The 7,090-nt window shown below is 56.9% G+C and carries 4 protein-coding genes and 1 pseudogene; 2 read left to right on the top strand and 3 right to left on the bottom strand.

Annotation, left to right across the window (positions count from 1 at the left end):
• Both BLR20_RS17230 and BLR20_RS17225 read right to left on the bottom strand, forming a co-directional pair.
• A partial coding sequence (locus BLR20_RS17230; protein WP_074594893.1) for a permease occupies window positions 1-669 on the bottom strand: 669 nt, incomplete at its 3' end.
• Between the two features lie 52 nt (window positions 670-721).
• Window positions 722-4,102 carry a toxin VasX gene (locus BLR20_RS17225; RefSeq protein WP_074594880.1) on the bottom strand — a complete coding sequence of 1,127 codons (3,381 nt, stop codon included), beginning with the start codon at window positions 4,100-4,102 and terminating at the stop codon, window positions 722-724.
• 373 nt (window positions 4,103-4,475) lie between these two features.
• Between BLR20_RS17225 and BLR20_RS17220 the strand changes: the two are divergent.
• A pseudogene (locus tag BLR20_RS17220) lies at window positions 4,476-4,744 on the top strand (magnesium chelatase domain-containing protein); the annotation flags it as partial.
• 115 nt (window positions 4,745-4,859) lie between these two features.
• Here the strand turns inward: BLR20_RS17220 and BLR20_RS17215 are convergent.
• Window positions 4,860-5,402 carry a GNAT family N-acetyltransferase gene (locus BLR20_RS17215; protein ID WP_054993975.1) on the bottom strand — a complete coding sequence of 181 codons (543 nt, stop codon included), beginning with the start codon at window positions 5,400-5,402 and terminating at the stop codon, window positions 4,860-4,862.
• Window positions 5,403-5,580: 178 nt separating this feature from the next.
• Here BLR20_RS17215 and BLR20_RS17210 point away from each other — a divergent pair, with 178 nt between their 5' ends.
• The gene (locus BLR20_RS17210) at window positions 5,581-7,074 is read left to right on the top strand and encodes a YifB family Mg chelatase-like AAA ATPase (RefSeq protein WP_054993976.1); all 1,494 of its coding nucleotides are present in this window, start codon (window positions 5,581-5,583) and stop codon (window positions 7,072-7,074) included.
• The last annotated feature ends 16 nt before the right edge of the window (window positions 7,075-7,090 follow it).

Below are 7,090 nucleotides of genomic sequence, written 5' to 3'. Positions count from 1 at the left end.
TTCGGCCGTAGGGGGGAGCGCGGATCGGAGAAACGCGAGGTATTTATTGAACAGCACCTCGTGCTGGAAGCGGGCCTCGAAGCCAAGCGTGACGTCGGTGCGGTGGGTGATGATCATGAGGCGCTTTCGGTCGACGGTGACGAAGTTGTACTCGTTCCACGGCAGGCTTTGTTCGTGGTGGATGGGGTTTTCCCAGTTAAGTAGCTTGATCGCTGCGATAAAGGCCATGGCCACGGGGCCGATCAGGAACAGCAGTGATCCGGTGAGTATGGCTACGAACACGAACAGCATGATCACTGCGATGGCGATGCCTTTGAAAAGGGAGGAGGCGAAGTCAGGGTAGTGGAGGTAATACTCTACGAGGGCGTGGTGGGGGGTGATGGTGTAGTTGTAGATGGTTTTTTGGCGAACGCCTAACGCAATAATGTATAGAGCGGCACCGGCAAATGTATACACCAGAAATAAAACTTCAGAAGGATTCTCGAGAAAAATTTTCCGGCCAAGCCATATATTAAAGCCCAGCATGATGGCGCATATAACAACGGTGCCTACTTCACCAAGTAGTATTTCGTTAGGGGATCTCGCCATGGTTTTTATTGACCAGTTTAAAATATCTTCACCAATGGATGTTGGGTTGGGCGCTTCAAGAGTTTTTGAGTTTTCAACCATGCTGTTTATGTTGCTCGGCAAAGTAGGAGTCGAGTTTTTGAGGGTCACGGTTTTATTCCGTTATTTCGAGAGTTAAGACGTTGGCTTGTTCGGATGACTTTGTTTCCAGCTCGCTGTCTGAGAGTCCGTCGATCACAAACTTGCCTTTATGACTAAGCTCTACTTGGAAGCGATAGCCTTTATTTGGTTGGCCTGATTTGACCAAGCTATCGGGATACCATAACTTAAGTTCCAGATATGTTGCATCTTTCTCAAGAGGTAACCAGGTTTCCCAGATAATACTTTCACCCTCAGGAGGCATAAGCGGAAATGTGAGGTCCTCATAAGCATTACCGGCGGGCTGATTGAAAAGCACTCCAAAACTGTCGGCCTTTTTGAACTGGCCTCGTGCCAGAAACGGCTCCTGCACCGGAAAGTCTATCTTTTCTACCGGGAGCACGGCCCATGGACGTTTGCTGCTAATGATAGTGAAGTGCACAGTTTGCCCGCGTATCGCGCTTGGCAGAAGAATTTGCACCCCCGCACCGTATTGTACTGGAACGCTGTAGTAATCTCCCTTTCCGAGATAGCGGCTCTCATCACGTGTGGTGCTCTTCACATAAATCTGAGGACTAAGCTGTATAGTAAGTAAGGCAAACTTCTCTTCAAGTTGGCCTTTCTTGCTTGTGGAGTATCGATATTCGATCGACTTTGACCAGCTGCATTTTCGCAGCCACCATCCTATGCTGTCTTGTTTGAAGTGGTTCAACGCCATTGTTGCGAGTAAATACACGGCGCCTGTCAGTAATAAGGCGACACTAAACCACGGCGCCATCGCAAAAGCAGTGAGAAAACTCGATGGGAAAAGACCCGCAATAAGTTGTACAGTGCTGCCTAGCCCCATCATGGCTACCGATGCAATCTTTATCTCCGTAGCTATCCTGTCTTCATTTGTTTTTACCTTGGCCAGATCATCCCATATATCTATCGCTTCGAGCGTAGCCGCTACTATCCCCAATCCGCCCATCGCCACCATCGAAACCCTGAACCCACTTACCGCATCACCCCATGCGACATTGCCCTTAGCCCTCCAATAACCCGCAGAACGATCCAGAATCCCGACATTCTTGCCGTCAATCAGCGCCGGCGTCGCATCTCTGATAACCGCCCACGGCGCTTCAACAAACACCGCCATCAGCAAGTTAAAGCTGTACCCCAACCCATAGGTCACCTTGCCGATGTCCTTGGCGCTGAAGTCTCCGTCCCGAGTAAGGTCGCGATAAGTGAAGGCGGTGTTGATGAAGTTGAGCATGATCACGCCCCAAGTGATCGAGCCGGCAGTGCCGCCCAGGCTTTCGCTCCAGCGTTTGGCGGTGTTCAGCCAGTCTTTGGCGATGGCTTTGCCGGACTGGAAGTGCAGGCGAATCTCGTCCTGCAATTGCTTGGCGTATTGGTTGTTCTGATAGTCGAGCAGGGCGGGCATGTTCAGTTCGTGCAGGCGAAGTTTTTGCTCGAGGGTGCGCAGGTTGCTTGCGATGCTTTTGCGGGGGTTGTAAGCGGTGGGATAGAGCCAGCTGCGGCGGGTATCGCTGATCTGCTTGTTGATTACCTGCCACTCACTGATCCAGCTTTTCAGCTTCGCGAGCATTGTGTGATCGATCGCAATACGCGCCTTCGAATCGAGCAGGATCTGGCCGATCAACAGTGTGCGAATCAGTGCAACGATGTTCTGCTGCTTGCCCACCGCCAGACGGCTGTCTATGGGCACCCAGGCCAGCAGGATACTTTCGAACGTCGCTTTGCCTGCGTTGCTGGCCAGTTGGCCAAGTGCTTTGAAGGTGTCCTGAACGGGTTGTTTCAGCGCCTTCATCCACGGCTTGTCGGCAAAGCCCTGATGATTGAGTGTGCTGTTGAGTTCGCCGATGCGGGTGGCCAGATTGGTGGCGTCACCCATACCGTTCAGGAGCGCGTTGGCCTCCTGGTGCAGCGCGTGTTTGAGCGACGGTGAGACGCCGTAGCGCAACGTGCCAAACAGACTGCTGTCGTTGGTTTCCTGCTCGGCGAGCCAGGCGCTGGCGGCGCTGTCCTGAGCGTAGATGATCTGCAGATTGAGCATGACCGTTTGCAGGTACAGCAGGCTTTCAGGGTGGGTGGTGTCGACAAACAGCTTGATGGGTTCCGTGCCCAGATGGGTCGACCATTGTCGGAAATCGCTTTGCGTGTCACGCACCTGTTGCAGCAGTGTTTCGCCTGTCTGCAGGTGCTGCTGAAGGTACTGACGCGCACCTGTCAGATCGACCTCGCGCCGCCATTTTTGGCGATCCTTCCAGGCTTGCAGAGCCTCGTCAGAAGGCGCGCTGCCGTAACGCATTTCAATCGATCTGCGCATCTCCGGACTCTTGAAAATATCCGGCAGCAATAGCACGCCTCCGGGAGCGGTGTTGTTGCCGATCTGCTCCTGTTCAAAAATGCATTGTTCAAAATAGGCTTCGACGTCGCCCAGGTACTGGTGGGTAAGCGCCGTATTGCCGCGCACCGATGCGGGCAGTTTTTCCGGTTCGCTTTCAGCGCCACACAGTGTGGCAACGGTCTGGGCGATCTGGATCTTGTGTTCGTGCTCGGCTTGCCAGTTACGATAAGCGGCCTGATCAGCGGCCAGTTGCATGCCCAGATCGTTGAAAATGGCCAGCGGGTCATCAAGGGCAATGAGCAGAGAGCTGTCCTGGTGTTCAACACTGCCCTGCCAGAAAACGTCAGCGCCGATGGGCGAAGACAGCGGATTGGCTTCCTCGCTGAAGGCCTTGGAGGTGGGAATCGCCGAGTCTGCAAAACGGTCATCATCAACCACATGCTCCTTGTCGATGTCCGCCACCGCTTCTGCAATACGCTTCAACGGCAAGGTATCCGGCTCGGCCATGGTCATGCAGTAGCGCTTCAGATCCAGCGCTTTCATCCATGACGCGCGGCTTGCCGGATTCGAGCGCAGGTGTTCGCAGATTCGCCACGTCCATTGCTGCGCAGAAAAGGCGATGTGAAGCCGGTTGTTCCGCGGATAGAGCAGGAAGGGTTTGCCATCGTCGGCACCGCTTCGCCGGTCACTGCCGATCTGTGCGTCTGTCCAGATGATGCGGCTCAGATGACCGTTGGCAGCTGACGAGACGTATTCATGAAAGGTCCCGGCAGTCTCGTCATAGACATACACGTAACCGTCATACAGTTGGCGAAGGGTATAGGTGCGTGTTTTCAGCTTCGGCATCACCGCCCATCTGCTGCCCTTGAGCAGCGGCTTCAGCTTCTCGGGCGCGGCATCGTAGCGCGAGCGGTCCAGCGCATAGCGCACTGGCACGATGGCGACGTCAGGCCCTCGGAAGGGACACAGGCTGGTGGCCGTGGCGGGTGTTTTGGCGAACGTTGCCGCACGTCGTTGAGTATGTGTACCGGATTTGTCGGTCATGCATGGAATCTCTGCGCAGAAACGGTCGATATCGCCCGCTGTATGCAGAGATGCATTCCAAGATATGTGCCGACTGTCTCTTTATCCATAAAAAACAAATAGATAGAGATTTAAAGCAAAGATACCGAGTAAATAAACGTGAAATAGTGCGCAAACGTCTGCGCACCTGCGCGGACTCATGCATGTGTGCTGCATCGCTTTGAATATAGAGCCTGGCTCGTTAAGCCCCGGCCATCGGGTGTGCAGAAGTTTGCGCACCTATGTTTTGTATGCAGCCTTTAGCTGAGTAAGTATCGTGTCTGTCGAACCCACTCACCCCCATTCCGCAAATAAAGCACGATACCCGCCCATCGCTCATATCAAGGAATGATCCATGTCGCTGGCTATCGTCCATAGTCGTGCTCAGGTCGGGGTGAAAGCCCCGGCGGTTACTGTTGAAGCGCATCTGGCCAACGGCCTGCCGGCCCTGACGCTGGCGGGGTTGCCGGAGGGGGCGGTCAAGGAAGGCAAGGACCGGGTGCGCAGTGCCATCCTCAATTCCGGGCTGGATTTTCCGGCGCGGCGGATCACGCTCAACCTTGCCACGGCTTATTTACCAGGAATGGCGGACGGTTCGATCTTGCTATTGCGCTGGGTTTGCTGGAGCCGGATGCGATCGCCCGGGCGCTTGTTTATGCGATCGAGTAGCCGGGATGGGGCGGATGTGAGCCAGATTATGGTGTGGCCTACGGGGGTGCTTATTGGGGGGCAGGCCTGACTAAGGTGAGCAGGGCACCGTTGAGGGCGGTGTCGTGATGAGCTGTTCAAGTTTGATCTCGACCAACCTGGCATTGTCTCGTTCGCTCGTCCTGGTTTTGATCGGCTCTTTTGCGAACCCTCGCTGATGGTAGAAATCGATGGCAGGGGCATTGCTCTCCAGCACCCAGACGACAACTCTGGTGCGACCAGCGGATTGAAAGAGAGGCATCACATGGTCGAACAGCTCTCGCCCAATGCCTTGGCGTGTGTGCATTGGGCTGACATAAATGGCCTGTACTTCCGCGACGCCGCGGTCTTCGGGATGTTCCCTGTCAGCCCCCGTGGCCATCCAGCCCAAGACCCGGTCTAACCTGTCGACTTTGACGTACAGGTCCAATTCGCCCGAAGCGATCTCCTTGGTCCAGTGGGACAGCCTCGCCTCAAGCGTTATCCGATTGATATAGGCAGAGGGAATGATGCCCTCATAGGCACTTCTCCATGACTCCAGATGAATCGTCGCTATCTGCAACGAGTCCTCGGGAAGGGCAAGGCGGATGCTCATATCAATGCTCCTGCTCGGTGTGTTTCAGCATTTAAAGCAATATTTATGGCATTTCTACGTAACCAAAACATATATCCGTCTTTCTCGCCCCACTTACACCCTGTATCCATTCCTCCCTCACCCCCACCCCGCAAATAAAGCACCATAACCGCCCATCGCTCATATCAAGGAATGATCCATGTCGCTGGCTATCGTCCATAGTCGTGCCCAGGTCGGGGTGGAAGCCCCGGCGGTTACTGTTGAAGCGCATCTGGCCAACGGCCTGCCGGCCCTGACGCTGGTGGGGTTGCCGGAGGGGGCGGTCAAGGAAAGCAAAGACCGGGTGCGCAGTGCGATTCTCAATTCCGGGCTGGATTTTCCGGCGCGGCGGATCACGCTCAATCTTGCGCCGGCTGATTTGCCCAAGGATGGCGGGCGGTTCGATCTGGCGATTGCGCTGGGTTTGCTGGCCGCCAGCGGACAGGTGCCGCTGGTGGCGTTGCAGGATGTTGAGTGCCTGGGCGAGCTGGCGTTATCGGGGGCGATTCGGCCGATTCAGGGGGTGCTGCCCGCTGCGCTGGCGGCGCGTGCGGCGGAGCGGACGCTGATCATCCCGGCGGTTAACGCTGAGGAAGCGTGCCTGGCGTCGGGGCTGCGGGTGATTGCGGTGAGCCACTTGCTGGAGCTGGTCGCGCATTTCAACGGGCGCACGGTGATTGCGCCGTATCAGTCCGGCGGTTTGCTGCATCAGCCCAAGCCGTATCCGGACCTCAGCGAAGTACAGGGCCAGACCGCCGCAAAACGTGCGCTGGTGATTGCCGCTGCCGGGGCGCATAACCTGCTGTTCAGCGGGCCGCCCGGCACCGGCAAGACGCTGCTTGCCAGCCGCCTGCCGGGTTTGTTGCCGCCGCTGGACGAGCACGAAGCGCTTGAAGTGGCGGCGATTCAGTCTGTCGCCAGCCAGGTGCCGCTGACCAGTTGGCCGCAGCGGCCGTTTCGCCAGCCGCATCACTCGGCGTCCGGGCCGGCGTTGGTGGGCGGTGGCAGTCGTCCGCAACCTGGCGAGATCACGTTGGCGCATCACGGCGTTCTATTCCTTGATGAACTGCCGGAGTTCGATCGCCGCGTGCTGGAGGTTTTGCGTGAGCCGCTGGAGTCCGGGCATATCGTGATTTCCCGGGCGCGGGATCGAGTGCGCTTTCCGGCGAGGTTCCAGTTGGTGGCGGCGATGAACCCGTGCCCCTGTGGCTATCTAGGTGAGCCGACCGGGCGCTGCCGATGTTCCACCGAGCAGGTGCAGCGCTATCGCAACAAGTTGTCCGGGCCGCTGCTGGACCGGATCGACCTGCACCTGACCGTCGCCCGCGAAGCCACCGCCCTCAACCCGGACCCGACCACCAGTGAAAACACTGCCAGTGCCGCAGCCGTGGTCGCTGAGGCGAGAGACCGCCAGCAACGTCGTCAGGGCTGCGCCAATGCGTTTCTCGATCTGCCGGGGCTGCGCGAGTACTGCGCGCTGTCCAGTGTCGATGAAAGCTGGCTGGAGACGGCGTGCGAGCGTCTGACCCTGTCGTTACGCTCGGCGCATCGATTGCTGAAGGTGGCGCGGACTTTGGCGGATCTGGAGCAGGTGGACGCGATCAACCGTAGCCATCTGGCCGAAGCCTTGCAGTATCGGCCTTCAACCAATTGATGGCCGCAAACGCAAA

Origin of the sequence: Pseudomonas congelans (assembly GCF_900103225.1) — a bacterium.
In the GTDB taxonomy this organism is placed as follows: Bacteria; Pseudomonadota; Gammaproteobacteria; order Pseudomonadales; family Pseudomonadaceae; genus Aquipseudomonas; species Aquipseudomonas congelans.
The sequence above is the reverse complement of the archived record's forward strand: the minus strand, read 5'-3'. Positions and strand labels throughout refer to the sequence as shown.